Genomic DNA, 26,155 nt, shown 5'->3' on the forward strand with positions numbered 1-26,155 from the left:
TCATGCTCCCGCGGCGCCGGGGCGCGCCGACTTCGAGATGCGGGCGAGGATCTCGAGCTGCATGGCCTCGAGATCGGTGGCGCCCTTGGAGTCCGGGTCGTACCCGAAGATCGGGCAGCCCTCGCTGGAGGCCTGGGCGAACTTGGTGCACTGCCGCACCACGCTGGCCAGCAGGTACTCGGCGTAGTGGGTCTTCAGGGCCTGCAGCGCCTCGCGGGCGATCTTGAAGGTCTGGTTGTAGGCGTTCACCACGATGAAGATGTGCTCCAGCTGGTGCGACAGGTCGGTCTCCAGCCCCTGCACGGTCTCGAAGAGCAGCCGCAGGCCGTCGTAGGAGAGGAAGTCGGCCAGCACCGGGATGATGAGGTCCTGGGCCGCCATCAGGGCGTTCAGGTTGAGCAGGCCGAAGGACGGCGGCGCGTCGAGCACCACGAAGTCGTACTGCGGCAGCACCTCGTCCACGGCCCGCTTGAGCCGGAACTCCCGCCCCGCCATGGGCATGAGCGAGAGGTCGATGGTGGACATGGCCAGGTTGGCCGGCACGATCGACAGGCCCGGCATGCGGGTCGGCAGCGTCACCTCGGCCAGCGGCGTCTTGCGCACCAGCACGTCGAAGAGGGTGCGCGAGGCCTCGCCGCCCTCGTGGCCCAGGCACTTGGTGGCGTGGCCCTGCGAGTCGAGGTCCACCACCAGCACCTTGTAGCCGCGCTCGGCCAGCCGGTAGGCGTAGGAGGAGCTGAGCGAGGTCTTGCCGGTGCCGCCCTTGAAGTTGAGGAACAGCTGCACCCGGGGTGCGGCCACCGGCTTGGGGTAGCGCTTGAGCTTCTCGCGCAGCTCCGGCAGCACCTCCGGGCCGTAGGCGTCGCGCTTGCCGAGCGCCCCGTCCACCTGGCGGGGCGTGGCGCCGACGATCTCGGCGAGGCGCTTCACGGTGTAGCGGAGGTTCTCCATGGCCTTCCTCAGGTGAACCACCAGCGCTCGCCGCGAGGCGTGAGCGCGCCGCGGGCGTGCAGCGCCGCCAGGGTGGCCGCCACCTGGGCCGCCGGGGCGTCGAGCGCCACCTGCAGCTCGCCGGCGGTGCGGCCGCGCAGGGCGCCGCGCACCTCGAGGAGCAGGGCCTGCTCGAAGGCCTCGTCGCCGCCGGGGCCGGCCGGCTGCCCGGCCGGCGCGACGGCCGGGGCCACCTCGAGCACGGCCAGAGCGGTGCGGCCGTGCGAGGTGGGCGGACGGATCTGGGCGGAGCGGTAGTAGGTCGCGGCCGGAGTCGCGGTCGCGGTCGCGGTTGCGGTCGCGGTCGGGGTCGCGATCTCGGTCGGGGTTGCGGTCTCGGTCGGGGTCGCGATCTCGGTCGGGGTTGCGGTCTCGGTCGGGGTCGCGGTCTCGGTCGGGGTTGCGGTCGCTGCCGGGATTGCGGTCGGGGTCCGGACCGCGGCCGCCGCCTGCTCGGTGCGGCCCGGCGCGTCGGCCAGCTCGTCCCGCCGGGCCAGCGCGCGCCCCTGGGCTCGGGCCTCCCGGTTGGTCTCGTGGCGCAGCAGGGCCCGGCGCACCAGCTCGCCCGGCCGGCCGGACAGCGCCACGCTGGCGGCCCGCGCCACGCCGGCGTCCGGGTCGCGCAGCGCCGCCACCAGCGCCTCGTCCACCACGGCCCCGCGCGTCCCGTTCAGCAGCACCGCGGCGCGCCGGCGCACCAGCGGGCTCGGGTCGGCCAGCGCGCCCACCAGGCGCGGCTGCGCCTCGCCCTCGGCCAGGGTCGAGAGCGCGGTGAGCGCCGCGGCGCGCACCTCGGGGCGGGCGTCGCCGAGCTCGCGCGCCGCCAGCGCGGCGGCGAACGGCTCCTCGAAGCGGGCCAGCGCCTGCAGCAGCGCCACCTTCACGCCGGCGTGCGCCTCGCTCCCCAGCGCGGTGGCCAGCAGCGGCGCCGAGGCCCGGGCGCCCAGCGCCTCCAGGTGGGCGATGGCGCGGAGCCGGTCGGCCGGCTCGGCGGCCGAGAGGTCCCCCATGGCCCGCTCCCACAGCACCTGGTCGGAGCGGGTGGTGAGGAAGGCCTTGAGCTTTGCGGTGTCGGCGCGGCCCAGGCCGGTGCGCCCGCCGTCGCGGAAGGCGCCCGCCAGGGCGTCCAGGGTGCCGGCCGGCACCGCGGCCGGGCGCGCCAGGTGGGCCGCCGCGCCCGGCGCCGCCAGGTCCGGGGCGCCGGCCAGCGCCGCCGCCTGCCAGGTCCGCAGCGCCTCGATCTCCGCCCGGAGCTCGGCGATGAAGGAGGCCAGGTCGGCGCCGCCCTCCTCGGGCCCCGGGGCGCCGTCGGCGCCGGCGGCGCCGCCCAGCCGGGCCCGCTCCACCAGCCCCCCCATGAGCCGCTCGCGCTCGGCCTCCAGCAGGCGGACGCGCTCGGAGAGCTCCACCTCGCTGAGCGACAGGCCGGCTTGCGCCTCGCGCAGGGCGGCCAGCTCACGCGCGGCCCCGGCCTCGGCGGTGCGGGCCGTGGCCGCGTCGGCGCGCGCCCGCTCCGCCACCTGGCGCGCCGCCAGGAGCTCCGCCTCGAGCTGCGCCACGCGGCACTCGAAGAAGACGATCTTCTCGAGCGCGCTCCGCAGGAGCTCGCCTGGATCGATGGATCTCTCGCCCGGAGGCCGCCCGCCCATGAACCCGCCACCCACCCTTGCCACCCGTTGGAGATCCCGCCCAGATCACGGGACCTTGCTGCGATATCGCACACTATCCGCTCGGGATCCGCATGGCAAATTTCTTGACGCGCCGCATGAGGCCGTGGATCGGGCGCGGGCCGCCAGGTTCACCGGGAGGCGAGGTCCCGCGACCGGTCAGCTGGCCAGCTGGTCGTGGCCGCGGTTCTCGTCGCCGATGGCCCGGCGCAGCGGCGCGTAGAGCGCCACCATGAGCACGCCGGTGACCAGCGAGATGGCCGCCAGCATCAGGAAGAAGCTGCCCTTGGTCATGGTCTCCCAGAAGGTGCCCAGCCAGCCGGACAGGTAGTTGCCGAAGAAGCTGGAGAGGTACCAGAAGCCCATCATCATGGAGACGATGCGCGGCGGGGAGATCTTGGTGACCAGCGAGAGCCCCACCGGCGAGAGGTAGAGCTCACCCAGCGTGAGCATGGCGGTGGAGCCGATGAGCCACCACATGCTGGCCAGCTGGCCGGCGTCCACCACCCGGGCCGGCAGCAGCATCACCAGGAAGGAGGCGCCCAGCACGCCGCAGCCGATGGCCATCTTGGCCACCGAGGAGGGCTCGGTGCCGGCCCTGGCCTGCCTGGCCCAGAACACGTTGATGAAGGGGGTGAAGGCGGCGATGAAGAACGGGTTGACCGACTGGAACCAGGTGGCCGGCATCTCCCAGCCGATCCCCAGGAAGGCCAGCACGTGCCGGTCGGAGTTGGAGTCGGCCCACAGGGCCAGCGTGTTGCCCTGCTGCTCGTAGACCGCCCAGAAGGAGATGTTGAGGCCGCACAGCACCACCAGCGCCAGGATGCGGCTCCACTCGGCCTTGCTGAAGGGTGCCCGGTCCGCCGGCGCGGCGTCGGCCTGGGCCTTCATCCGGTTGTCGGGCGCCAGGTACTTCTGGCCCAGCAGGTACTGCACCAGGCCGGCCAGCATGCCCACCCCGGCCGCGCCGAAGCCCCAGTTCCAGCCCCAGGTCTCGCCGATGGCGCCGCACACCAGGCCCGAGAAGAAGGCCCCCATGTTCACGCCCACGTAGAACCAGTTGAAGGCCCCGTCGCGCCGGGGGTCGCCCGGCGGGTAGAGCCCGCCCACCTGGGTGGAGATGTTGGGCTTGAACATGCCGTTGCCGATGATGAGCAGCAGCAGGCCCGGCAGGAACAGGCTGGGCACCATGAGCACGAACTGGCCGACGGCCATGACCACGCCGCCCGCCACCACGGTGCGCCGCTGCCCCCAGTACCGGTCGGCCAGCCAGCCGCCCAGGATGGGCGTGAGGTACACGAAGCCGGTGTAGAGGCCGTAGATCTGCGAGGCCAGCTGCTGCGTGGACATGGGGCCGAAGAGCCCCTCCAGCGCGCCGCGGAAGGAGGCGAAGCCCGCCACGTGCTCCACCTGGCCCGGCAGCAGGAGCTGCTTGGTGAGGTAGTAGACCAGCAGCGCCCGCATCCCGTAGTAGCTGAAGCGCTCCCACATCTCGGTGAGCGAGAGGGTCCACAGGCCGAAGGGGTGGCCGAAGAGCTCGCGCTTCGAGGCGGGGGGGACGTAGCGGGGGGCGGGCGCGGAGGGACCGGACATCCGGGCGTTCTACGACGGCGGCGCGCCGGGGAGAAGCGGGCCGGCCCCGCCGACGCGCCGGGGCCCGTGCCCGAGGCGTCAGGGCGTCGGGGTCGAGGTCGAGGTCGGGGTCGAGGTCGGGGTCGGGGTCGAGGTCGGGGTCGAGGTCGGGGTCCGGGTCGGGGTCGTGTTGGCCTCGAGGAACCCCACCACCCGCTGGTAGAGCCGCAGCCGCGCCGCCTCGTCGTAGAACCCGTGCCCCTCGGTGGGCTCCACCAGCCACCCGGGCGGGCGGCCCTGCCCGGTGAGGGCCTCCTTCAGCCGCTCGGCGTGGGCCAGCGGCGTCCGCTCGTCGCGGCCGCCGTGGGCCAGGAAGACCGGCGCGGTGAGCCGGGCGGCGTTGTAGACCGGCGAGAAGGCCCGCAGCGTCGCCGGGTCCTCGCCGACGGCGCGCTTCACGTAGCCGCGCCCCAGGCCGGACCAGGAGATGTCGCCGCGCCAGTCCATCATGGTGAGGTCGTAGACGCCGGAGAGGCCGGCGGCGCAGCGGATCAGGTCCGGCGCCAGGATGGCCGCCTGCATGGCCGCGTAGGCGCCGAAGCTGGTCCCCATGGCGCAGACCCGGGTCCCGTCCACCTTGCCCTTGCGCGCCGCCCAGCGGGCGGCGTCCACCACGTCCTGCACCATCCGGTCGCCCCAGTGGCGGTAGCCCGCCTCCTGGAACGCGGTGCCGTAGCCGCCCGAGCCGCGGTAGTTCACCTGCAGCACCGCGAAGCCCTGGCTGGCCAGGAGCTGGGCCTCCCAGTCGAAGCGCCAGGAGTCGCGCACGAAGTGCGGACCGCCGTGCGGCATGACCACCAGCGGCGGCGGCGCCGCGCCGGGCCTGGCCGCCGGCAGCGTGAGGTAGCCGTGGATGCGGAAGCCGTCGGAGGCGGCGATGTGGAAGGCCTGCACCTCCGACATCTCCTCGGGCCGGATCCAGGGGCGCACCTCCACCACCGGCTCCGCGGTCAGCTTGGCCACGTCCACCACCAGGAACTGGCCGGGGTGACGGTCGCCGGAGACGTAGGCCACGGCCACCCGGTCGTCCTCGGTGGTGTCGATGAGCTGGACGTGCTGGCCCGGGTAGGCCGCCAGCAGCCCCTCCAGCGCCCGCGCCAGCGGGTGCTCGGGCGCCACCACGTCCCAGGTCGGCAGGTCGGGGTGCGACTCGACGGCCACGGTCCGCCGCGTCTCGCGGTCGCGCAGGAAGGCCGTGGGCTCGGACAGGTCGAAGGCGGCCAGCAGCGTGCGCTGGCCGGTCTCGAGCGACACCCGGAAGAGGCCCAGCCCCTTCTGGTGCGGCTCGACCACCTCCACGGCCTGGTCCTTGGCCAGGAAGGCCACCGGGACGCTGTCCCGGTTGAAGCCGGCCAGGCCGGTCAGCTCGCGCCACTCCCGCTCCGGCGTGCGCAGCCAGGAGTGGGAGGTGAGGGCCTGGTCGATCCCGACCGCCAGCCGCAGCTCCCCGTCGGCGTCGGTGAGCAGGCCGGCCCGGGCCACCGGGGCGGCCCCCACCTCGGTCTTCAGCCCGGTGTCGAGGTCGAGCTTCCAGAGCCGCTCGGCCCGGTCCCCCGCCTCGAGCATGGAGGTGATGGCCACCAGGATGCGCCGGTCGTCGCCGCGCAGCGTGTCCACCACGCGGGCCCAGGCCGCCTCGGGGGCGGCCTTCTTGATGAGCGACCCGGTCTGCATCTCCCCGGCGCGGTAGCCGAAGACCAGCTTGGTCTTGCCGCTCGAGGCCCACACCGTGGCGAGCTCGCCGCGGCTCACCGGCGCGGCCAGCGTGCCGTCCTGGTCGGCCAGCTCCACCACCACCCGGGCGTCGCTGGCCCAGTGGAAGTCGCCCGCCACGGTGGTGCCGGCCGGGTTGAAGCTGGAGACCACCGCGCGGGTGGTCAGGTCGATGAAGACGATGGCCCGGCGCCCCTCGTGCAGGGCCATGACCGCCAGGTAGGTCCCCCTGGGCGAGATCTTGGCCGAGCGGAACCGGTCGTGGTCGGTGAAGCGCGCCAGGCCGACGGGGGCCGGCGAGCCCTCCGCCGCGGCCAGGGCCGGCGGCGCCAGCCCGGCCACCACCAGGGCCAGCGTGGCCAGGCGCCTGGCGTGGGCTGCGGCGATCGGGGCGTGGCGGCGCATGGGGGCTCCTCCTGGCGCCGGCTGGGCGGAGCCCGGTGCAGCCGCGCAGCATACGTTCGGTACGGCCGGCCCGCCACCCCGAGGGGCGCAGTCACCGACGGCCGGTCCTGGCACCCCGCGTGCGGCCGGGGCCGCCCGGCCCCGCGCTCAGGCCCGGTCCAGGTCCTCCTTGCCGATGACCGGGGCCCAGGGCAGCAGCTCGTACTGGGCCACGCCGGCCTTCACGAACGGATCGCCGTCGCGCACCGCCAGCGCCGCGGCGTCGTACCCCTGGTCGGGCAGGCGCAGGAGCAGGCCGCCGCCGAAGCGCGGCTCGAACGGCCCGGAGGCCACCAGCGTGCCGGCCGCCTTGAGCGTCTTCAGGTAGGCCCGGTGCTGGTCGATGACCGCGAGGACCTCCTCGAGCGGCTTGCGGTAGCGGATGATGGCGATGACGTACATGGCTGGCTCCTGGGGACGGTGGGTTGGATCGAGTGAGGGAACGCGGGGCCCCTCACCCCGGCCCTCTCCCCGGAGGGGAGAGGGAGACTCAACGGGGCGCTCAGCATGCTCTGCTCGCTCTCCCCGGAGGGGAGAGGGAGACTCAACGGGGGGCTCAGCATGCTCTGCTCCCTCTCCCCCAGCTCGCTGGGGGAGAGGGCCGGGGTGAGGGGGCCGCCGGCTCGCCACGCACTGCGCTCTCCCTGCGGGGGAGAGGGAGCTCCTCCATCGGGTTCGGGCTCGGGGGTCAGGCCTTGCCCTCGGCGGAGGGCCTGGCGGCGCGGGCGGCCCGCACCCGCGTCACCTTGCGCGGGTCGGCCTCGCTCACGGTGAAGACCCAGCCGCGCCAGAAGAAGCGGTCGCCGCGCGCCGGGATGGCGCCGGCGATGGAGTTGAGGAAGCCGGCCAGCGTCTCCACGCCGCCGTCCTCGGGCAGGTCGGCGCCGGCGGCGCGGTTGAACTCGGCCAGCGGGGTGGAGCCCACCACCGTGAAGGAGCCGTCCGGGTGCGGCTCGACCGCCCGCCCCTCCTCGGCGTCGAACTCGTCGTGGATCTCCCCCACGATCTGCTCCAGGACGTCCTCCAGGGTGCACAGCCCCATGACCCCGCCGTACTCGTCCACCACCAGCGCCATGTGCAGCTTCTTGCGCTGCAGCTCGCGCAGCAGCTGCTCCACCGGCTTCGACCAGGGCACGAAGTGGGCCGGGCGCAGGAGGTCGCCGAGCAGGATCAGCTCCGGGCTGGCCAGGAGCGGCACCAGGTCGCGGGCGTGCAGGACGCCCACGATCTGGTCGAGGTGCTCGCGGTACACCGGCACCCGCGAGTGGCCCTCCTCGGCCAGCAGCCGCAGGATCTCCGGCACCGGGGTGCCGAGCTCCACCGCCAGCACCTCGGTGCGCGGCACCATCACGTCGCGGGCCACCTTCTCGCGGAACTCGAAGACCGCGTGGATGAGCTCGCTGGTGGCCGCCCCCTGGCCCTGGGCCTTGGCGTACTCGCTCAGGGCCCGCTCCATCTCCGCCAGCGGTGGGCGCGGCAGCGTGAAGCGGGCGTGGCCGGCGCCCAGCAGCGCCAGGAGCTGCCCCACCGGGCGCAGGAGCACCCGCAGGCCGCGCACCGGCACGGCCAGGGCCAGCGCCACCGCCTCGCCGTGGGCCGCCCCCAGCCCGCGCCCCACCGCCGCCAGCAGCAGCGAGAGCGCCGCGCCGAGCAGGGCGGCCAGCAGGCCGGCCGCGAAGGCGGCCCGGTCCGGGAAGAGGAGCACGCCGGCGGTGCCGGACATCAGGCCGGCCAGCAGCACGGTGCTGGTCTCCACCACCCGGATGGTGGCGCCGGTGCCCTCCGGGTCGCGCGCCAGCGCCGCCAGGCAGCGGGCCCGCCGGGTGGCGCCGGGGGGCGCGCCCAGCGCCAGGGCGCGCGGCTGCCCGGTGGCCACCAGCGCCGCCTCCACCGCGGCCGCCAGGGCGCGCAGGACGACGAGCAGCAGCACCGCGCCGAGCGCCTGGAGCGCCTTGGTGACCTGCGGGTCCATGAAGCCCGAGAAGCTACCAGAACGGGGCCGGCCAGACGTCGGCACGGGCGGGGCGCGCCGCCACCCCCGTCCGAGCCGGGGGGGGGCCTAGAAGCGGCCGCCCACCGTCAAGAGCCCTCCGCCCGGCACCGGCGCGGCGCCCGCCGACACCTCGACCCCCTCCTCGACGGCGGCGCTGGCCCGGGCCCCCGGCGCGGCGGCGTCCGGCGGCCGGGCGGCGCGCGCGTCCTCCACCATCGCGGAGTAGAGCAGCCAGCCCCCGCCCAGGGCGGCCACCCCGGCCACGCCCCAGGAGACGTTGGCCAGCATGGCCTGCGAGCGGGTCTGGTCGGCCAGGTCCACCGCCACCGAGCGGCTGGTGGCGGCCTGGTAGTCGTCGTGGCTCCGGCGCGACTGGACGCCGAAGTAGACGGCCGAGATGGTGGCCGCGCCGGCCACGCCGGCCGAGACGAAGCCCCAGGTCCAGAGGCGCGAGCGGGCCGCCTCGCCCAGCAGCTGGATGGGGATGAGGTCCACCTCCACCGGCACCGTCTGCCCGGCCGTCACCACCACGGTGGACGACCAGCGGACGAAGCCGGCCTTCTGCACGGTGATGGCGTGGGGCCCCTCCAGCACCCGCGGCGCGGCCGTGAGCGGCGAGCTGCCCAGCGCCTTGCCGTCCAGGGTGATGGTGGCGCCCGGCCGGTCCACCGCGATGCGCAGCACGCCGGTGGTGTCGAGCCGCTTGCCGGTGATGGCCTCGTGGGCCAGCCGGCGCGCCCCGTCCACCAGCTCCTGCTCGCTGGCGTCGAGCAGCGTGGCGGTGGTGCGCGCCAGGGTGCGGCTCCGCTTCACGTCGATGAGCCGCACGGTGAGCAGCGAGGTGCGGTCCAGGATGGTCAGCGAGCCGGCCAGCAGCCGGTCGGAGTCGAGGGCGCTGGCGAGGTCCGCCTGGCACCCCTGGTCCTCGGTGCAGCCCAGCATCTGGCGGGTCCGCTCCAGCCCGAGCATGGCCGCGATCTCCCCCTGCGACAGCACCTGGTGGCCGCCCGCGGCGGCGGCGCCGGCGGCCGCGGCGTCGGCCAGGACCCGGGCCAGGTCGGGGTGGGCCGAGCCGGCCAGGGCGAAGTCGAGGGCCGCCAGCCGGTGCGGCATGGGCGGGCGGGCCGCGGCCCTGGCCGGGGCCGGCGTGGAGGCGGGAGCGGCCGGCTCGGCGAGCTTCTCCTGGGCGGGCGCGAGCGACGGGGCGGCGGCCAGGAGCGCCGCGGCGAGGAGGATGGTCTTCACGGCAGGACCCCCGTGTCGCAGGCGGCTCGGGCGCCGTCGCTGGTGCAGGTGAGGCCGGTGGTGCAGGGCGGGAGGCAGCGGCCGGGCAGCGGGGCGCCGGTGGCCTGGCGGCAGGCCGGGCTGGTGGGATCGGGATCCGCGCAGGTGCAGAGGCCCACCACCCCCGGCCCGGCCTGGCAGGCCTGCGGCTGGCCGATGTAGGCGCAGGAGGCGCAGAACGGCACGCCCGCCCCGGCGTTGCCGCTGTCCGGCGGCGCATAGTCCTGGCAGCTACCGGCGGAGCAGGCCTGCCCGCCGCAGTCGTCCGGCGCGGCGCAGGCCAGGCGGGCCTGCAGCACGGCCAGGTCGGAGACCACGTAGAGCGAGCCCACCTCGGCCACCTGCCCGGACAGCACCACCGCGGTGGCCGCGGGCGGCCGGAGCGGCGAGCCCGGCAGCGCGGCGGCCAGGCGGGAGGCCGGGCCCACCGCGGGCGCCGAGGCCAGCCCGCCGCCCGAGAGCACGATCTGCCAGGCCCCCTCCGGCACCGTCTCGTCGATGAACCCCTGCGAGTCCTGCCCGAACGGGCCGAGGACCGTGGCGCCGTCCACCAGCGTGGCGGTGACGGCGCCGATGACCACCGAGGCGTCGCCCACCTCCTGCACGCGGAAGCGGACCCGGCCGCCCGCGCTGGCGACCCGCCCGGCCAGCACCCCGGCCGCCACCTGGACCTGGTCGGCCTCGGCCACCGTCACCGGCGCCTGCCCGCCCACCCACCGCCCGCCCAGGGCGTCGGTGGCGCCCACCTTGAGCAGGTGGGCGCCGGCGCCCAGCGACGGGAAGCGGAAGGTGGCCTGGTGCGGGCTGGCCGGCACCGGCTGGAGCAGGGCGGTCAGGCCGGTCCGCTCGTCCACCACCACCCCGCCGGCCAGCGCGTTGCCGGGCAGGATGCCGAAGATCCCCTCCACCGCCGCGGCGTACCGCAGCACCACCACCCCCACGTCCACGCCCTCCGGCTGCCCGTCCTTGCCGAAGGCGATCTCCACGTCGCGCTCCAGCGACCAGGCGGTGCCCCGGCGGAAGAGGAGCGTGTGGCGCCCCACCGGCAGGTCGAGCAGGGCGAAGCGGCCCGTCTCGTGGGTGGTCTGGTCGAAGACCGCCCCCTTGAGCGAGACCGAGACCCCGGGGAACGGATCGAGCGCGCCGGTGGCCGTGCGGTCGGCCAGCACGCGGCCGGTGGCCTCCCCGGCGCGCAGCACCTCCGCCGGGTTCTTGAAGTCGTAGACGCAGCCGGCCAGCAGCGCCGGCGCGGCGAGGAGCAGCAGGCGCCGGGCGGCGCGGCGGGTGATCACGGGAGGGCTCCTTGCGCGGGGCACCGGGATGCGGCAACCAGGGAGCATACCGGGAACGACGCGCGGTGCGCAGCAGCCGGGCACGGGACTGCGACGCGCGGGACCGTGGGCGAGAGGGGGCACATGGGCGGCATCGACCTGGAGGGGCCGGCGGGCCGGCTGGAGGGGCTGCTGGAGGAGCCGGCCGGGGCGCGCTTCGCCGCCCTGGTCTGCCACCCCCACCCGCAGTTCGGCGGCACCATGCACAACCACGCCACCTACCGGCTGGCGCGCGGCCTGCGGGCGGCCGGCGGCCTGACGCTGCGCTTCAACTTCCGCGGCGTGGGGCGCAGCGCCGGCGCCTACGACCGCGGCCGCGGCGAGGCGCTGGACGCCGCCGCCGCCCTGGCGCTGCTGGCCTCGCGCCACCCCACCCTGCCCCGGCTGGCCTGCGGCTTCTCCTTCGGCGCCTTCGCCGCGCTCGGCGCCGGCCTCGGCGATCCCGGCGTGGTGGGGCTGGTGCTGGCCGGCCTGGTGGTGCGGCCCCGCGACGACCTGCCGCGCGGTCTGGGGCCGCTCCTGGCCACGCCGCTCCCGGTGGCGGTCCTCCAGGCCGAGCGGGACGAGTTCGGCTCGCCCGACGAGGTGCGGCTGGCGCTGCAGGGCTCGCTGGGCGCGCGGCTGCTGTCGCCCGTCGACGGGGCGACCCACCTCTTCACGGAGCGGCTGGACGAGCTGGAGCGGGCGGCGAGCGCGGCCGCGGCCTGGGTGCTGGCGGCCTAGAGGTGGACGGCGGCCAGCCCGGCCGACCCGGCCAGCCGGCGGACCGCCGAGGTGAGGTCGTCGAGGCTGAACGGCTTCGGCAGGAAGCCGGCCACCGCGAGATCGGCGACGCGCCCCAGGGCGGACACCACCAGCACCGGGATGGCGGCGATGGCCGGGTCGCGCAGCTGGGCCCGGCGGAAGTCCCAGCCGTTCATGCCGGGCATCATCAGGTCGAGCAGCACCAGGTCCGGGCGCAGCTGGCGGCACCGGACCAGCGCCTGCTCGCCGTCGCTGGCGGTGAAGACCTCGTGCCCCTCGAACGAGAGGAACTCCGACACCGCGTCGCGGATGTCGAGGTCGTCGTCGACGATGAGGACCCTGGCCACGGGACAGAGATAGACAATGCACGCGGGGAAAGCCACGCCCCGCCGGGAGATCGGCACCATCAGGGGCCTTGGCCGGAGGGGCGTCAGCGCGGTGACACGCCCCTGGAGCAGGGCGTGGGGGGCGCGTCACGCACGCACCGTCCGGCCGAGGCTCGACCGGGCGCGTCAGGTGCCGGCCAGCTGCACGCCCTCGAAGACCAGCGTGGGCGTGCGCAGCGTGGAGTACGGGTAGGGGTCGTCCCCCACCGCGGCCAGCCGCTTCCAGAGCTCGCGGTGGTTGCCCGAGACGTTCATCTCGCCCACCGGCTCGGCCAGCTGGCCGCCGCGCACCGCGAAGCCGCGCACGCCCAGCGAGAAGTCGCCGGTGGTGCCGTTGGAGTTGCCGCCCAGGAAGCCGGTCACCAGCACCCCCTCTCCCACCTCGGCGCACAGGGCGTCGCGCCCCAGCCGGCCGAGCCGCCAGGTCAGGTTGGAGGCCGAGCCGGTGGTGGGCTCGAGCCCCAGCTTCCGGCCGTAGTAGGTGTCCACGTAGTAGCCGCGCAGCACGCCGTCCTCCAGCATGCGGCGCGGCCGGGAGGCCAGCCCCTCCCCGTCGTAGCGGTGCGAGCCGAAGGCGCGCGGCAGCAGCGGGTCGTCGGTGAGGTCGAGGCGGGGGCTGCCGATGGCCTCGCCCAGCTTGCCCTCCAGCCAGGAGCGCTTCTGCTGCAGCGACCCGGCCGACATGGGGCCGAGCAGGTAGCCGACCAGCCGCCCGGCGGCGCGCGGCTCCACCACCAGGGTGGTGAGCCCGGAGGGCCCCTTCACCGCCCCCAGCCGGGCGTGGGCCCGCTCGGCGGCCCGCCGCCCCACCAGCTCGGGCGCCTCCAGCGCCGCCACGAAGCGGCTCCCGCTGGCGGCGTACTCCTCCGGGCGGCGGCCGTCCGGGTCCTGCACCGCCACCTCGGCCCCCATCCAGAAGCTGGTGCCGGCGCGGCTGCCCTCGAAGCCGTTGGTGTGGACCAGCGCGCTCTCGCCCTGGGTGTCGGACACCGAGGTGGAGACCGAGAGGATGCGCCCCGCCCCGGGGGTGGCCCGCGCCGCCACCTCGATGGCCTCGGCCAGCCGGCGCCGGCCGGGCGCGTCCACCGCGGCGTAGGCCGGGTCGGCCAGCTCGAGGTCCAGCGCGCTCTGGCCCAGGTAGAGCGCCGGATCCGGCAGGCGCCGGTGCGGGTCGGGGGCCAGCGAGCGCGCCAGCGCCACCGACTCCTCCACGAACCGCTCCAGCGCGTCGGGCCTGAGGTCGCTGGTGCTCACCGCCGCGTAGCGCCCGTCGACGTAGAGGGAGAGCCCCACCCCGCGGGTGGTGGCCTCCGCCACCTTCTCCAGCCGGCCGTCGCGCCAGGCCACCTCCACCTGGCGGGAGCGGTGCACCCCCACCGCCGCCTCGGCCGCCCCCTTCGCGAGCGCCAGCCCCGCCGCCTGCCGGGCGATCTCGAGCAGCGTCACGCGCCCCTCCCGCCCACCGTCATCGAGGCCACCCGCACCGTGGGCAGCCCCTGCGAGACCGGCACCGACTGCCCGTCCTTGCCGCAGGTCCAGCCGCCCTCGTCGATCTCCAGGTCGTCCGCCACCATGTCCACCTGCTCCAGGGCCTTGGGGCCGTTGCCGATGATGTTCACGTCCTTGATCGGCCGGGTCAGCTTGCCGTCCTCGATGAGCCAGCCGTTCTTCACGTAGAAGGTGAAGTCGCCGGCGCCGATGTTGACCTGCCCGTTGGAGAAGTTCTGGCAGTAGACGCCCCGCTTCACGCTGGCGATGATCTCCTCCTTGCGGTGCGGCCCGGGCAGCATGTAGGTGGAGCGCATGCGCGGCAGCGGCGGGTGCCGGTAGCTCTCGCGCCGCCCGTTGCCGGTGGGGGCCACGCCGTAGTGGCGCGCCGAGATGGCGTCGTGCAGGTAGGTGGCGAGCACCCCGCCCTGCACCAGGTGGGTCACCCCGGCGGCGTTGCCCTCGTCGTCCACGTTGATGGCGCCGCGCGCCCCCTGGCCGGTGGCGTCGTCCACGATGTTGACGAAGGGCTTGGCGATCACCCGGCCGATCTTGTCGGCGTAGATGCTGGTGCCCTTGCGGTTGAAGTCGGCCTCCATGCCGTGGCCGATGGCCTCGTGCAGCAGGATGCCGGAGGAGCCGGCCGCCAGCACCACCGGCAGCTCGCCGGCCGGCGGGGCCCCGGCCTCGAAGAGGATGGCGGTGCGGGCCACCGCCTCGCGCACCACCCGGCCGAGCCGCTCCGGGGTGTAGAACTCCAGGCCGGCCCGCCCGGCCACGTTGTAGCCGTTCTGCTCGCGCCGGGCGCCGTCCTCGGCCAGCACCGAGACCGAGAGCACCGTCATGGGCTGCGAGTCCTCCACCAGGCGGCCGGTCGAGTCGGCCATCAGCACGCTGCTGGCCGAGGAGGCCAGGTGGACGCTCACCTTGCGGATCCGCGGGTCGGCGGCGAAGGCCTGCTCGTTGAGCCCCGCCAGCAGCGGCAGCTGCTCCTCGGGCCGCACCTCGTCCCAGGCGCGGGCCAGCGGGTAGCGGTCGGGCAGGTCGCGCCGCACGTGGAACACCCCGGGCCCCGGGCGGGCCGGGCCGTCGGCGATGGCGGCGGCGGTGCGGGCGCAGTCCAGCAGGGCGGCCGCCGAGAGGTCCTCGGTGTAGCCGTAGCCGGTCTGGTCGCCCCGCACCACCCGCACCCCCACCCCGAGGGAGACGGCCGAGTAGGCGCGGTTGACCGCCCCGTCCTCCAGCCCGAGGTTGGTGCCGGTGGCGTGCTGGAAGTAGACGTCGGCGAAGTCGCCGCCGCGGGACAGGGCGGCGGAGAGGGTCTCTCGGATCATCCGCTCGGTCACCCCGAAGCGGTCGAAGGCAGTCATGGGTCCATTCTTAAGGGTGGTCGGCACCGAACGCGAGATGTGCTTACGATCCGCCCCATGCCCACCCTCACCGTGAACGGCTGCGACCTGCACTACCTCGACGTCGGCCACGGCCCCAGCGCCGTGGTCCTCCTGCACGCCTTCCCGCTGCACGGCGGGATGTGGGCGCACCAGGTGGCGGCCCTCTCGAAGCGCCACCGGGTGCTGGTGCCCGACTACCGCGGCCTGGGGCAGAGCGGCTCGCCGCCGCAGGCCACCACCATGGCGGTGCTGGCCGAGGACGTGCTGGCCCTGCTGTCCCACCTGCGCCTGGAGCGGGCCGGCGTGGCCGGGCTCTCCATGGGCGGCTACCTGGCCCTGGAGCTGTGGCGGGAGGCGCCCGGCCGGGTGCGCGGCCTGGCCCTGTGCGACACCAAGGCCGGCGCCGACTCCGCCGAGGGGGCGGCCGGGCGCGAGGCCTTCGCCCGGAGCACGCTGGACCACGGCCTGGCCTGGGTGGCCGACCAGATGACCCCCAAGCTGCTCAAGCCCACGCCCGACCCGGCGGTGGTCAAGGTGGTGCGGTCCCTCATCGGGGCGGCCACCCCCGCCGGGGTGGCGGCCGCCCAGCGCGGCATGGCGAGGCGCCCCGACTCCACCCCCGACCCTGGCCACCGTGACCGCGCCCACCCTGGTGGTGGTGGGCGAGGAGGACGGCCTCACCCCTCCCGCGGAGGCCGAGAAGCTGGCCGCCGGCATCCGGGGCGCCAGGCTGGTGCGCATCCCCGGCGCCGGCCACCTGCCCTGCCTGGAGAACCCGGAGCCGTTCACCGCCGCGCTGGCGGCGTTCTTCGACGGGCTGCCGGCCTGAAAGGCGGTAGATTCCCCACCCCATGACCGGAAACCTCCCCCGCCTCGCCGTGGTCACCGGCGCCTCCTCCGGCATCGGCCTCGAGCTGAGCCGCGCCCTCTCGCTGCGCGGCCTGGCCGTGCTGGCCGTGGCCCGGCGGGCCGAGCGGCTCGACGACCTGGCCGCCGAGGCGCTGGCGGCCGGCCGCGCCCCCATCCACGCCCTGGCGCTCGACCTGACCCGCGACGGCGCCCACCTGCTGGTGGCCGCCGAGGCCCGCCGGCTCGGGGTCCCGTCGCTCCTGGTGAACAACGCCGGGCTGGGCGCCTACGGCCGCTTCGACGAGGCCGACCCGCTGCGGCTGACCGCCATGCTGCGGCTCAACTGCGAGGCCCTGGTGCTGTGCACCCACGCCCTGCTGCCCGACCTCGCGGCGGCCGGCGACGCGGCGGTGCTCAACGTGGCCAGCGCGGCCGGCTTCCAGCCCACCCCCTTCATGTCGGTCTACGGGGCCACCAAGGCCTTCGTCATCTCCTTCACCGAGGGGCTCGACGAGGAGCTGCAGGGCTCCGGCGTGCGGGCCCTGGCCTTCTGCCCCGGGCCGGTGGCCACCGAGTTCGGCGAGGTGGCCGGGGTGGGCGAGCGCTTCCGCGAGGTGCCCGGCACGCTCACCGCCGAGGCGGCCGCGGCCGCGGCCCTGGCGCAGCTCGACGACCGCGAGGTGGTGGTGGTGCCCGGCCCCTGGAACAAGGTGACCACCACCCTCTCCCAGTTCCTGCCGCGCAGCGTGGTGCGCCGGCTCTCCTCGCAGGTGCTGCGGCCCAGGAAGGGGTCGCGGTGAGCCGGCGGCGCGGGCGCGGCGACGAGGCCGGCGCGGCGGGCGGGCTGCCGCCCATCTACGAGGGGCCGGAGGCGCTGGAGGCCCTGCTGGTGCGGGCCGGCTCGTCGGTGACCGGCGAGGAGGTCATCGCCCGCTTCACCCGCGCGGTGGCGCAGAAGGAGGCCCGCAGCGCCGTCATCCCCGGCCTCTTCACCGAGGAGCCGCGCTTCGCCTCGCCCGAGGAGGCCCGCCGGCTCTACGGCAACCTCTTCGGCCTGTGGGCCAGGCTGGAGGCCGGGCTGGGCGCCCACGACGACGCGCCCGACGTGGTGCCCGAGCCGCCGCCCCCGGCGCCGCTGCCCGAGCGCGGCATGACCCCCGGCACGGCGCTGCCGGCCGACCTGGTCGAGGCCATCTGGAAGCACCTGGCCGCCGCGCCGCCGCGCGAGGTGGCGCGCCGCCGCGACCGCTTCGCCAACCTGCAGCCCGACCTGGCCGCCTGGCTCGACGACGTCCCCCTGCCCGACTCCGGCGCGCTGGCCACCACCGACCTGGCCTTCGAGGCCTGGTCCATGTTCGACCAGGGCTTCGGCGAGCGGCTGGTCGCCGCCGACTGGCGCGCGCTCAAGCGGCTGGAGCGGGAGCCGCCCCCGCTGACCGCCACCCAGCCGGCGCTGGCCGCCTACGTGGCCGAGGCGCTCGACACGCTGGAGGGCGAGGACGACGCCTTCGATCCGGCGGCGCGGGCGCAGGTGGAGAAGGTGGTGGCCACGCTGGTGGCGGCCCTCACCGCCGCCCTGCGCCAGCCGAGCTGAGGCCACGCCCCGCGCGCAGGGCCGGCGGAGCTGGCCCGCAGTCGAGGGACGCCCCCAGCTACCTCCCCGGCGCCGTCCCCACCCGCCGCTGGAACTGGCCGAGCAAGAGCGCCGCCCGGGCCCGCTGGGAGGGCGAGAGCCCGGCGGTGGCCCGCTCGGTGAGCTCGGCGTCGAGCGCCTGCAGCGCCGCCTGGGCCGCCAGCAGCCGGGCCAGGGCGCGGTCCACCGTGGCGGCCTCGACCTCCGGCTGGCCGGCTGCCAGGCGCAGGACCCCCAGCGCCTCCTCCTGGTCGCGCCGCAGCGGCTCGCGCCGGCGGTCGAACTCGCGCACCAGGCCGTCGAGCCGGGCGGTGGCCGCGGCGTCCAGCCCCAGGAGCTCGGCCAGGCCGCCCACGAAGGCCGGCGTGCCCTCGGACACCGCCTGGACGGCCGCCGCCTGCGCCTCGGTGATGCGGGGCGGCCGGTGGCTGAAGGCCGGGGCCATGAGGAAGCCAGCCGCGGCCAGCACCAGGCAGGTCACCCCCACCAGGATGAGCCAGGTGTGGCGCGGCGGCAGCAGCTGCTCCGGCGGGCGCCCGGCGCCCTGCCCGCCCCCCGGGAGCACGCGCAAGATCGGCCGCTGGCGGTGGCCCTGCTCGCCCATGCCTTCACCGTAGTCACGACCGCGGGGACTTGCCCGCCGGCGGGTTCGGCGCGAATACTAGCGCCCCTTTCGAACACCTGCACCCCAGGGAGAATCCGCACCCATGCTCGACCTCAAGGCCGTCGTCGCCGACTTCGACGGGTTCGCCGCCCGCCTGGCCCGGAGGGGTGAGGCCGCCGCGGCCGCCCTGGCGCCGGTGCGGCCCCTGGCGACTCGCCGCCGCGAGCTCAACGTGCTGCTGGAGCGGCAGAAGAAGGAGCAGGGCGAGGCCAACGGCAGGATCCGCGAGCTGATGAAGGCCGACAAGGCCGCCGGCGAGAAGGCCCGGGTGGAGCTGCGGGCGCTGGGGGACGCGGTCAAGGCCAGCGAGGCCGAGCTGACCCAGCTGGAGGCGGAGATCTCGCGGCTGCTCCTGCTGGTGCCCAACCCCCCGCACGAGTCGGTGCCGGCCGGGGCCGACGAGCAGGCCAACGTGCTGCTGCGCACCTGGGGCGAGAAGGCCAGCTACCCCTTCGCGCCGAGGCCGCACTGGGAGCTGGGCGAGGCGCTCGGGGTGCTGGAGTGGCCGCAGGCGGCCAAGCTCTCCGGCTCGCGCTTCACCATCTACAAGGGGGCGGCGGCGCGGCTCGAGCGGGCCATCGCCAGCTTCTTCCTCGACGTGCACGTGTCGCGTGGCTACACCGAGATCCTCCCGCCCTACCTGGTGACCGGCGAGACCATGACCGGCACCGGGCAGCTGCCCAAGTTCGAGGAGGACCTCTTCAAGACCGGCGGGGAGACGCCGCTCTACCTCATCCCCACCGCCGAGGTGCCGGTCACCAACATGCACCGCGACGAGATCTTCGAGGCGGGCGTGCTGCCCATCTCCTACTGCGCCTGGACCCCCTGCTTCCGCGCCGAGGCCGGCGCGGCCGGGCGCGACACCCGCGGCCTGATCCGCCAGCACCAGTTCCACAAGGTGGAGCTGGTGAAGTTCGCCACCGCCGAGGGGTCGTACGCCGAGCACGAGAAGATGGTGGAGGACGCCTGCGAGGTGCTGCGCCGGCTCGGCCTGCACCACCGGGTGGTGCAGCTGTGCACCGGCGACATGGGCTTCAGCGCCGCCAAGACCTGCGACCTGGAGGTCTGGTGCCCGGGGCAGGACGCCTACCGGGAGATCAGCTCGGTCTCCAACTGCGAGGACTTCCAGGCGCGCCGCATCCGGGTCCGCTACCGCGGGCCGGACGGGAAGCCCAGGCTGGCCCACACCCTCAACGGCTCGGGCGTGGCGGTGGGGCGCACCGTGGTGGCCATCCTGGAGCAGTACCAGCAGGCCGACGGGACGGTGCTGATCCCCGAGGCGCTGCGGCCGTACATGGGCGGGCTGACGCGCATCGAGCAGGGCAGCTTCCCGCGGGGCGTGGAGCGGTGACGTCCCACCCCTCTCCCCTCCGGGGGTGAGGGCCGGCGGGCGCCCCCTCACCCCGACCCTCTCCCCCAGCAAGCTGGGGGAGAGGGGGCTGGCCGTGTTGAGCCTGCCTGGAGGAGTCTCCCTGGTTGAGTCCCCCTCTCCCCTCCGGGGAGAGGGCCGGGGTGAGGGGCGGCGGCTCAGTCGACCGGCAGCTCCAGCACCAGGCAGGCGCCCACCTCCTGGTCCTCGGCGCGGGCCACGCCGCCGTGGCCGCGCGCCACCTCGCGCGCGATGGCCAGCCCCATGCCGGCCGGGCTCCAGCCGTGCGGGCCGCGGTTGAACGGCTCGAAGACCTGCTTGCGCCGCTCGCGCGGGATGCCGGGCCCCTCGTCGTGCACCGCGGCGCGGAGCAGCGCCCCCTCGCGCGCCAGGGTGAGGCGCACCACGCCGCCGGCGCGGCTGGCCTGGATGGCGTTGCCGGTGAGCTCGGCCAGGGCCTGGTGCAGCGCCGCCGCGTCGCCGCGCAGCGGCAGCGCCTGCGGCGCCTCCAGCCGGAGCGTGACGCCGCGCTGCTGCGCCGCCGGCAGGGCCTCCTGGTAGACCTGCCTCACCAACACGGCCAGGTCCATGGGGACGCGCTGCACCGCCCGGGCGATGGCGCCGAGCGTGGCGATGCGGCTGGAGAGGCGCGCGATGCGCTCCGCCTCCTGCTGCGCCCCGCGCAGGGCCGCGGAGAGCTCCGGCACCTCGGCGCGCCGGCGCAGCGCCAGCTCGAGCGAGGTGGCCAGCAGGCCGAGCGGCCGCTTCAGCTCCTCCAGCGCCCGGACGAAGAGCGCCTCGCGCGCCACCCGGTCCTCCAGCAGCCGCTGCTCCATGGCGTGGAAGGCGCGGACCAGGTCGGCCAGGTCGTCGCGCCCCGCCAGCACGTCCGGGCTGGTGAGGGCGCGCGCCGGCAGGCCGGCGGCCAGGTGGGCGGCGCGGGAGGAGAGCCGCCTGAGCCGGTCGGCGTGGCGCCGGCCGCGGGCCAGCCGGGCCACCAGCAGCGCCAGCGCCGCGCCGAGGGCGAAGGCAAGGAGGATGGCCGTGATCGAGCCCCGGAGCTGGGTGAGGAGCGTGTCCACGGCCGGCCATCCTGGCCTGCTGGGGCTGGTGGGACAAGGCGGCGGCCAGGCGGCCGACTCCTGCGGGGGCGGCGCTCCCGGCCGCCCGCCCCGGGGCGGCCCGGCGCGCCGCGGGAGCGGGGGGCGCCTGATCGGGCTTGATCCCGCAGCGCCCATCCTCTATACAGGGCGGCTCCTGAGCCCTCCTGGACGGTTTCCCCCGGGACGGCGGCAGGTTGACGGGACTGCGGCGGATTGAAGGGGCGGATTCGGAGGAGTGGCCGAGCGGTTTAAGGCGGCGGTCTTGAAAACCGCTGAGGGTTCACGCCCTCCGAAGGTTCGAATCCTTCCTCCTCCGCCAGTGACGAGGAGCGAAGAGTCTTCAGGAAAGGTGGCCGAGAGGCCGAAGGCGCTGGTTTGCTAAACCAGTATACGGGGTGACCTGTATCGAGGGTTCGAATCCCTCCCTTTCCGCCAGTGAGCCCGCCGCGTGCGGGTGCCGGACGACATGACGAGTTGGGCCCTTAGCTCAGATGGATAGAGCGTCGGACTACGAATCCGAAGGCCACTGGTTCGAATCCAGTAGGGCCCGCCAGTAGAGAGAAGCCCCCATCGGGAGACCGGTGGGGGCTTCGTGTTTTCTTGGATGGGCGGCGACCTCACGTCGCCAGCAGCACCTCGGCCGGGATGCCCAGGTCTCGGTGCAGCCTCCGGATCATGTCGAGCGTGAGCCGCCGCCGGCCGGAGCGCACCCCGGAGCCGCGGGTGCTCGGGCGTGCCCGGCTTGCTGCCGGTCCTGGCCGCCTGGCGCCTGCAGCGCACCGGCACGTCCGTCTTCCCGACCCGCGACGGCGGCTTGCGCTGAGCCTGGGGACGCCATCACCCTGCCCGATGTGGCCGAGTGACCTGCCCCCCCAGCCCCAGGCCGCCCCGGATGCAGCCGAGTCGTGCCGACCTCCGAGGCCTTCACCGCTGCGATGCGGAACCGATGACCGGCCCCACCCGGGACGAGTAACCATCCCGCGACCCGCGAGACCAGACCCCATGCGCGCCCTCGCCGCAGCTGCCGTGATCTCGCTCGCCGGCTCCACGACGGCCACCGCGCGCCCCCGGGATGGGGCGGCTGGTCGTCTCCGTCCAGGGGTCGGACGGCGATCCGGTCCTCGTTGCGCTGGAGGTCTCCCGGCCATGAGCCCCCTCCCCCCCAGGTGGCTCCTGGCGCTCCTGCTCGCCTCGCTGGCCCCGGCAGCCCGCGCCCTCGACCTCGGCGCCCGGCTCGGACAGGAGGCCTCGGCCTCGGTCGCGGTCGCCTCGGGACGCGCCACCGCCGCCGCCTCCTGGCTGCTGGTCCTCGAGCCCCTGCCCGGGCGGCTCCAGCTCGGCGCGGGCGCACGGCTCATGGGCTTCGGCGGCTTCGAGCCCATCGACTTCTCGACGGGGGACCCGGAGCTCATCGCCAGCGGCCAGACCACCTCGCTGGCGGTTTCGGACGCCAGGGTCCTCTCGCTCAACCTCGTGGTGCAGGCGGTGGTCCGGCTCGTCGGCCCGCTCGAGGCCGGCGCCAACATCGACCTGGCCGGCTTCTCCCTCGGTCCCGAACGGACCGGCGACCACCGCACCAGCGATCCCGCCTTCGCCGGGCCCCGGCCCGCCCGCGTCTCCAGCCCGAACCTCCTCCTCATCGGCGACCGCGATCGCGGCCAGCTCGACTCGGAGTTCTTCCTCGGCTGGCGCGTCACCGAGGCGCTGACGGTGCGGGCCGGCCTCGGCCACGTGGCCACCGAGTACCTGACGCTCGACCCGGTGGACTCCGGCAACCGCCGCTTCCGCCGCTTCACCAACCAGCCGTTCCTGGGCCTGGCCTGGCGCCTGCGCTGAGACGACCGGGCGCGCAGGGGCGGTCCTCGACGTCCACCCCCGGACGCCGTCCGGGGCCGGTCAAGCCAGGCCCGGAGCCCGGACCGAGACGATCCAGCCCTCCCCGAGCCAACCCGCCAGCGCCTGGCGCGCCGCGGCGGCCGGGTCCGGCCCGGACGCGAACGGCGCGAGGGCCTCGCCCATGGTGGCGGAGCGGGCGATCCGCAGGGCCTCCGCCTCGGCGGGCCCCAGGGGCGCGTGGAACACCTCGAACCCGCGTCGCCAGACGGCCAGAGCGGTGGGCGCGGGGCGCGCGGGTCCGGCCGCCTCCCCTGCCGTGAGGTCGCGCCAGGCCGGCGCGACGTCGTGGCGCAGCCGGAGCAGCACCAGGGCGGGCGACAGGCGCAGCCGCACCTCGGCGAACGCCTCCGGCGCGATCGCCGCGAAGGCGCCTGGACCCGCGGCGACGACCGGCCTGGCGAAGAAGACCCGGTGGCGAGCCCACTCCAGCGCCGCCAGATCGGCGAGGTCGCTCCGCTCCGGCGCCGGGTGGCGGCGGAGGAAGCCCGGCAGGCGGCGACCGACCCGCCCCACGTCGTGGTGCTCCGAGGGGTGCCGCGCCAGGTAGGCCTCCGCCAGCGCCTCGAAGCGGGCGGGCCCGAGGCCTCGCGCCAGCGCCGGGAACACCTCGCGCAGGGCCCCGGTGAGCCGCGCCCGGTACATGGCGGCGTAGAGCCCGGCGCCCTCGACCGCCGCCAGGCCGGGCGTGTCCAGCAGGCAGGCCTCGAGCGCGCCTGGCGGCGCGGTCCCGGTCAGCGCGCCGTGGAGCAGCGCCTGCGTCTCGGCCAGCGTCATGACGCCCGCCTCGCCGCCGCCAGCTCCTCGGCCTCCAGCGCCGCGGCGCGGTCCCGCTCCGCCACCACCACCTCCAGCGGCGGGATCGCCTCGTCCCACTCCACCAGCGTCGGCACCGGCCCGCGCCGCCGGACCAACTCGCGGTGGAGCGCCCAGACGGCGGCGGGGACGGCGTGGTCGTGCGTGTCGAGCAGGTAGCGCCCGTGGTCCGAGTGGCCGGCCAGGTGGAGGTAGCCGACCGCGTCGAGCGGGACGCCGGCCAGGTAGTGGAGCGGGTCGAAGCCCAGGTTGTGGCCGCTCACGTGGACGTTGTTCACGTCGAGGAGGAGACCGCACCCGGTGCGCCGCACCAGCGCCGCCAGGAACTCCCACTCGGTCATGGTGGAGTCCCGGTAGGCCAGGTAGGCGGAGGGGTTCTCCAGGAGGAGCGGGCGGCCGAGCCGCTCCTGCACGGCGTGGACCCGGCCGGCCACGTGGGCCAGCGCCTCCTCCGTGTAGGGGAGCGGCAGCAGGTCGTGCAGGTACTGGCCGCGGTGGGTCCCCCAGCACAGGTGGTCGGAGACCAGCGCGGGCTCGATCCGCCGCACCAGCCGGGAGAGGTCGGCGAGGTACCGCTCGGGCAGCGGGTCGACCGACCCGATGGCGAGGGAGACGCCGTGCAACACCACCGGCAGGTCGCGGCGCACCTGCTCCAGCACCGCGATGGGCCGGCCGCCCGGCGCCATGAAGTTCTCGCTCACCGCCTCCACCCAGTCGACCTCCGGGCGCTCGGCCAGGAAGCGGGCGAAGTGGGCGGTTCGGAGGCCGACGCCGTGCCCGAGGGCGGGGCGCGTGGGTGGCCTCGACGGCCGGGCGGCGAAGGAGGGGTGGCGCATCGGTGTGGACCCCGGGGGCCGGCCGTGCCAGCCGGCCCCGGGGCTCCGGTGAGGGTCTACTTCTTCGCCATCGCGACCTTGCCGCCCTTGTCGGTGCACTCCTTGGCGGACGTGGCCTCCACCCAGCCGTGCCCCTTGCACGTGTTCTGGGCCTTGCAGGCGTTGTCGGCGCCGGCGCAGGCGCCCTGGCCCTTGCAGGCGTTGAGGCCGGTGCAGTGGACGGCCCCGCCGTCCTTGGACTTCTCCTCGGCCTGGGCGGCGCCGGCGGCGAACATGGAGCAGACGGCTGCGGCGACGAAGGCGCCCTTCATGGCGTTGCGGGTCATCGGTCCTTCCTTTCGGGTGCGGGGTGCTGCGGGTGGGTGCTGCGTTCACTTCGCCTTGGCGAAGAGGGAGAGCTCGACGGTGCCCCGCTCGGCGACCACCTTGGCGAGCGACTGGACGCGCGCCAGCCAGCCGTCGGTGTGCTTCGGGCCGATGAGGTAGGCCTCGCGGTCGAAGCCGGAGACGGTGGCGCGGATGCGGATGGTCCTGGCCTCGCCGTAGGTGCCGGGCGGGAAGAGCATGGCCGTGCCGGTCACGGTCTCGGCGCCGCCGCCGGCGCGGGTTCGACCGCACACCGTGAAGGGGACGCTGGCGGTGAAGGGGACGGCCCGCTCGGGCGCCAGCGCCCCGAGCTGCACGCCCGTGAAGACGGCCTCGAGCCGGCAGTCGCGGGGCTCCGACTTCTTGTTGGTGGCCCACTGGCGGAAGTGGTCGCTCTTGGTGTCGTCGTTGTCCACGCGGATGGACTCGAGCGGGACGCTGCAGCGGCCGGAGGCGGTGCCGGTCCTTTCGTCGAAGGTCACCTGGCAGCCGACGGCGGAGCTGACGGCGGTGATGCGCTCCCCCAGGGCGGCGTCGAAGACGGCGGAGAAGCCGCTGTTGCCGGCGTCGGGGTTGACGGCGTAGTCCGCCGCGGCGGCGGCGGCCGGCAGCGTGACCAGCAGGGACAGCAGGGCGGCTGGGTTCATCGGAGTGGCTCCTCTTCGGCCGAAGGGTTCGGCGGCCTCGAAGCCGATTGACTCAGATCAAGTCCGGCCGTTACAGCCAGGCCGCGAGCGACCCATTCGAGCGGCGCCGCGGGGCCGTCACGAGCGAGCAGGACCGGCCGTCAGCGCGATCCGGCCAGGTAGCCCTGGAGCGCCTGGCGCACCTTGCTCCGGGCCCGGTGCAGCAGCACCCGCTGGTTCGCCGCCGAGATCCCGAGCAGGGTGCAGACCTCCTCGGCCTCGAGCCCCTCGACGTCCCGGAGGGTGAGCACCGTTCGCTGGGCGTCGGGCAGCCTGGCGATCTCCGCCTCGAGGAGGGCGCGGGTCTCGGCCCCCATGGCGAGCCGCTCGGGGTTCTCCTCGGACCAGGTCCCGGGTGGCTCCCTCCACCGGCCGGCCTGGTCGAAGCCCCCCGCGGCCGCCTCCCACCCCTGGGCTTCGCCGGAGTCGGCGAGGGCCGAGAAGGGCAGCGTCCGCCCCTCCCGGACGGCTCGCGTCCTGGCCTTGTTGACGAGGATGCTGAAGAGCCAGGTCCGCAGCGAGGCGCGCTCCTCGAAGCCGTCGAGGCCGTCGAGGAGCGCGAGCCAGGCGTCCTGCACGACCTCCTCGGCCTTGGCGCGCTCGCGCAGGAAGCTCATCGCGACGCGCAGCATCGCGCCGCCGTGAAGGCCGACGAGCTGCGCGAAGGCCGCCCGGTCTCCTGCGCGGAGCCTGGCCAGGATGGTCCGCTCCTCCGCGCCGGACGGCGGGGCGGGGCGCTGGGGTGGGGCAAGGCCCATCGGAGCGGAAGGGTGCCACAGCGGGCGCGGCTCCGCCGCGAGATGGCCGGCCCCTCAAGGGTCGCCCCGCGCCGCACTGCCTGGCCGAGCGCGGCGCACGAGTGCCCTCCACCGAGTCG

23 protein-coding genes, 3 tRNA genes and 1 pseudogene are annotated in these 26,155 nt (G+C 75.5%); 9 read left to right on the forward strand and 18 right to left on the reverse strand.

Annotated features, from left to right (window positions below; translation table 11 throughout):
* The 8 genes from IPO09_13370 to IPO09_13405 form a co-directional block, all read right to left on the reverse strand.
* Entirely contained in the window at positions 1–951 is a 951-nt protein-coding gene (locus IPO09_13370) for a ParA family protein (protein MBK9518312.1), read from the reverse strand.
* An 8-nt stretch (positions 952–959) separates the two neighbouring features.
* Entirely contained in the window at positions 960–2,639 is a 1,680-nt protein-coding gene (locus tag IPO09_13375; GenBank protein ID MBK9518313.1) for a HEAT repeat domain-containing protein, read from the reverse strand.
* 177 nt (positions 2,640–2,816) lie between these two features.
* On the reverse strand, positions 2,817–4,250 hold the full coding sequence (locus IPO09_13380) for a peptide MFS transporter (GenBank protein ID MBK9518314.1): 1,434 nt from the start codon (positions 4,248–4,250) through the stop codon (positions 2,817–2,819).
* A gap of 78 nt (positions 4,251–4,328) precedes the next feature.
* Positions 4,329–6,407, reverse strand: a complete 2,079-nt coding sequence (locus tag IPO09_13385) for a S9 family peptidase (protein MBK9518315.1) — start codon at positions 6,405–6,407, stop codon at positions 4,329–4,331.
* A 147-nt stretch (positions 6,408–6,554) separates the two neighbouring features.
* Positions 6,555–6,848: a hypothetical protein gene (locus tag IPO09_13390; protein ID MBK9518316.1), complete on the reverse strand. Its 294-nt coding sequence runs from the start codon at positions 6,846–6,848 to the stop codon at positions 6,555–6,557.
* Between the two features lie 286 nt (positions 6,849–7,134).
* A complete protein-coding gene (locus tag IPO09_13395) occupies positions 7,135–8,418 on the reverse strand; it encodes an HlyC/CorC family transporter (protein MBK9518317.1) in 1,284 nt (427 codons plus the stop codon).
* Between the two features lie 87 nt (positions 8,419–8,505).
* Positions 8,506–9,684, reverse strand: a complete 1,179-nt coding sequence (locus IPO09_13400) for a PEGA domain-containing protein (GenBank protein ID MBK9518318.1) — start codon at positions 9,682–9,684, stop codon at positions 8,506–8,508.
* A complete protein-coding gene (locus IPO09_13405; protein MBK9518319.1) occupies positions 9,681–11,015 on the reverse strand; it encodes a hypothetical protein in 1,335 nt (444 codons plus the stop codon). The genes IPO09_13400 and IPO09_13405 overlap by 4 nt, the downstream gene beginning before the upstream one ends.
* Positions 11,016–11,138: 123 nt before the next feature.
* On the opposite strand from IPO09_13405, the gene IPO09_13410 reads away from it, so the two are divergent.
* A complete protein-coding gene (locus IPO09_13410) occupies positions 11,139–11,777 on the forward strand; it encodes an alpha/beta hydrolase (GenBank protein MBK9518320.1) in 639 nt (212 codons plus the stop codon).
* Here IPO09_13410 and IPO09_13415 read toward each other — a convergent pair.
* From IPO09_13415 to IPO09_13425, 3 genes are all read right to left on the reverse strand, one after another.
* On the reverse strand, positions 11,774–12,145 hold the full coding sequence (locus IPO09_13415; protein ID MBK9518321.1) for a response regulator: 372 nt from the start codon (positions 12,143–12,145) through the stop codon (positions 11,774–11,776). The two genes, IPO09_13410 and IPO09_13415, sit on opposite strands and share 4 nt — an antisense overlap.
* Before the next feature lie 165 nt (positions 12,146–12,310).
* Complete coding sequence (locus IPO09_13420; protein MBK9518322.1) at positions 12,311–13,630, reverse strand: TldD/PmbA family protein; 1,320 nt, start codon at positions 13,628–13,630, stop codon at positions 12,311–12,313.
* Positions 13,627–15,042 carry a TldD/PmbA family protein gene (locus IPO09_13425; GenBank protein MBK9518323.1) on the reverse strand — a complete coding sequence of 472 codons (1,416 nt, stop codon included), beginning with the start codon at positions 15,040–15,042 and terminating at the stop codon, positions 13,627–13,629. The genes IPO09_13420 and IPO09_13425 overlap by 4 nt, the downstream gene beginning before the upstream one ends.
* Before the next feature lie 57 nt (positions 15,043–15,099).
* Here IPO09_13425 and IPO09_13430 point away from each other — a divergent pair.
* From IPO09_13430 to IPO09_13440, 3 genes and pseudogenes are all read left to right on the forward strand, one after another.
* Positions 15,100–15,892, forward strand: a pseudogene (locus IPO09_13430) (alpha/beta fold hydrolase).
* A 22-nt stretch (positions 15,893–15,914) separates the two neighbouring features.
* Entirely contained in the window at positions 15,915–16,712 is a 798-nt protein-coding gene (locus IPO09_13435) for an SDR family NAD(P)-dependent oxidoreductase (GenBank protein MBK9518324.1), read from the forward strand.
* On the forward strand, positions 16,709–17,506 hold the full coding sequence (locus IPO09_13440) for a hypothetical protein (GenBank protein ID MBK9518325.1): 798 nt from the start codon (positions 16,709–16,711) through the stop codon (positions 17,504–17,506). Before IPO09_13435 ends, IPO09_13440 begins: the two co-directional genes overlap by 4 nt.
* Before the next feature lie 58 nt (positions 17,507–17,564).
* Here the strand turns inward: IPO09_13440 and IPO09_13445 are convergent, their stop codons facing one another.
* On the reverse strand, positions 17,565–18,116 hold the full coding sequence (locus IPO09_13445) for a periplasmic heavy metal sensor (GenBank protein MBK9518326.1): 552 nt from the start codon (positions 18,114–18,116) through the stop codon (positions 17,565–17,567).
* A gap of 136 nt (positions 18,117–18,252) precedes the next feature.
* On the opposite strand from IPO09_13445, the gene serS reads away from it, so the two are divergent.
* A complete protein-coding gene (serS, locus tag IPO09_13450) occupies positions 18,253–19,560 on the forward strand; it encodes a serine--tRNA ligase (GenBank protein ID MBK9518327.1) in 1,308 nt (435 codons plus the stop codon).
* A 176-nt stretch (positions 19,561–19,736) separates the two neighbouring features.
* On the opposite strand, the gene IPO09_13455 is transcribed toward serS, so the two are convergent.
* Positions 19,737–20,660, reverse strand: coding sequence for a HAMP domain-containing histidine kinase (locus tag IPO09_13455; protein ID MBK9518328.1), 924 nt, complete (start codon positions 20,658–20,660; stop codon positions 19,737–19,739).
* Between the two features lie 250 nt (positions 20,661–20,910).
* On the opposite strand from IPO09_13455, the gene IPO09_13460 reads away from it, so the two are divergent.
* The 4 genes from IPO09_13460 (at position 20,911) to IPO09_13475 (ending at position 22,517) form a co-directional block, all read left to right on the forward strand.
* Positions 20,911–21,000: transfer RNA gene (locus IPO09_13460), tRNA-Ser, on the forward strand.
* Positions 21,001–21,024: 24 nt separating this feature from the next.
* Positions 21,025–21,116: transfer RNA gene (locus tag IPO09_13465), tRNA-Ser, on the forward strand.
* A gap of 41 nt (positions 21,117–21,157) precedes the next feature.
* Positions 21,158–21,234 (forward strand) — tRNA-Arg (locus IPO09_13470).
* Positions 21,235–21,827: 593 nt separating this feature from the next.
* Positions 21,828–22,517 (forward strand): hypothetical protein, encoded by a 690-nt coding sequence (locus IPO09_13475; protein ID MBK9518329.1) that lies wholly within the window; start codon positions 21,828–21,830, stop codon positions 22,515–22,517.
* A 60-nt stretch (positions 22,518–22,577) separates the two neighbouring features.
* On the opposite strand, the gene IPO09_13480 is transcribed toward IPO09_13475, so the two are convergent.
* The 5 genes from IPO09_13480 to IPO09_13500 all read right to left on the reverse strand — a co-directional run bounded on the left by IPO09_13480 (position 22,578) and on the right by IPO09_13500 (position 26,036).
* Complete coding sequence (locus IPO09_13480) at positions 22,578–23,351, reverse strand: putative DNA-binding domain-containing protein (GenBank protein MBK9518330.1); 774 nt, start codon at positions 23,349–23,351, stop codon at positions 22,578–22,580.
* Complete coding sequence (locus IPO09_13485) at positions 23,348–24,226, reverse strand: DUF692 domain-containing protein (GenBank protein MBK9518331.1); 879 nt, start codon at positions 24,224–24,226, stop codon at positions 23,348–23,350. The genes IPO09_13480 and IPO09_13485 overlap by 4 nt, the downstream gene beginning before the upstream one ends.
* A 56-nt stretch (positions 24,227–24,282) precedes the next feature.
* Positions 24,283–24,552 carry a hypothetical protein gene (locus IPO09_13490; protein ID MBK9518332.1) on the reverse strand — a complete coding sequence of 90 codons (270 nt, stop codon included), beginning with the start codon at positions 24,550–24,552 and terminating at the stop codon, positions 24,283–24,285.
* Between the two features lie 45 nt (positions 24,553–24,597).
* Positions 24,598–25,239: a hypothetical protein gene (locus IPO09_13495; GenBank protein ID MBK9518333.1), complete on the reverse strand. Its 642-nt coding sequence runs from the start codon at positions 25,237–25,239 to the stop codon at positions 24,598–24,600.
* A gap of 140 nt (positions 25,240–25,379) precedes the next feature.
* The gene (locus IPO09_13500; protein MBK9518334.1) at positions 25,380–26,036 is read right to left on the reverse strand and encodes a sigma-70 family RNA polymerase sigma factor; all 657 of its coding nucleotides are present in this window, start codon (positions 26,034–26,036) and stop codon (positions 25,380–25,382) included.
* Between the last annotated feature and the right edge of the window lie 119 nt (positions 26,037–26,155).

This window comes from Anaeromyxobacter sp. (assembly GCA_016718565.1).
In the GTDB taxonomy this organism is placed as follows: domain Bacteria; phylum Myxococcota; class Myxococcia; order Myxococcales; family Anaeromyxobacteraceae; genus JADKCZ01.